Annotated in this window: 1 protein-coding gene; it reads left to right on the top strand. The window is 69.1% G+C overall.

The features are described 5' to 3' along the window. Positions 1-1,110, top strand: a 1,110-nt coding sequence (locus G4D86_RS53685; protein ID WP_240360974.1) for a transposase, incomplete at its 5' end; no start/stop codon positions are given. Positions 1,111-1,136: the final 26 nt, after the last annotated feature.

Below are 1,136 nucleotides of genomic sequence, written 5' to 3'. Positions count from 1 at the left end.
GTGCACCTGGTGGAGCGGGTGCTGCCACACGTGCCCTACCGTCAGTGGACGCTGTCCTTCCCGCACCGGGTGCGCTGGGCGCTGTTGAAGGACAGCGGGCTGCTGTCGGATGTCCTCACCGTCTTCCTGCGCGCGCTCTTCGCCCTACAGCGCCGAAGGGCAAGGAAGCTGGGCACGCGCAATGGGCAGACGGGAGCCGTCACCCACGTCCAGTATTTCGGTTCCGCGCTCCAGTGCACCCCTCATTTTCATGCGCTGGTGCCGGATGGCGTCTGGGTACCGCTGGACGACGGGGTACGCTTCGTCGAGCTGCCGCCACCCAGCCAGGCGGAGGTGGAGCGGCTGCTGGAGGTGCTGCGCCACCGGGTGCTACGCATGCTGGAGACGCGCGGTGCGCTGCCCGGGGAAGGGCCCGAGGACGCGCGGCAGGCCTATCAGGCCCAGTCCCTTCAGCAGCGCTTCCGATGGACGGGGCTGGACGTGCGGCCACCGCCCAAGAAGGTGCCCCGCTGCGCCTTCCTGGAGGGCTTCTCCCTCCATGCCAACACCCACCTGCATGCAAATGACAGGGAGGGCCTGGAGCGGCTGTGCAGGTACGGAGCGCGGGGAGCCCTCGCGATGGAGCGCTTCGAGGAGGCAGAAGACGGGCGCATCTCCTACCGCATGAAGCGGCCCATGCCGGATGGCACCACGCACCTGCTCTTCACAGGACTGGAGCTGCTCCGGCGGGTGGCCAGTCTGGTGCCCCCGCCCAGGACAAATTTGACGCGCTTCCATGGCGTCTTCGCCCCAGGGGCGAAACTGCGGCCATTTCTGGTCCCCGCAGCGGCGGCCTCGGGCGAGGAGGAGGCACCATCTGCAGGGGCGGCAACTGTGGGCAGCTGCGGGAGGCGTCAGCGCGCTCCGAGGCTGGACTGGGCCGGGTTGCTCCGCAGGACGTTCGCAGTAGATGTCTTCTCGTGCCCAAGGTGCGCAGGCCAGCGACGGGTGCTGGCATACCTGACGCAGGGCGCCGTCATCCGGCGCATTCTCCGTCACCTTCAGCTGCCCGAGCAGCCGCCGCGCCTGGCTCCGGCGCTGGGGCCACCGCAGCTGGCTCTCTGGGAGTAACTCTCGGCTGAGGGTCGCACCCTCTC

The sequence above is a fragment of the Pyxidicoccus caerfyrddinensis genome, assembly GCF_010894405.1.
GTDB classification, from domain to species: Bacteria; Myxococcota; Myxococcia; order Myxococcales; family Myxococcaceae; genus Myxococcus; species Myxococcus caerfyrddinensis.
Note: the sequence above shows the minus strand (reverse complement) of the source record. Positions and strands in the feature narration are given on the sequence as shown.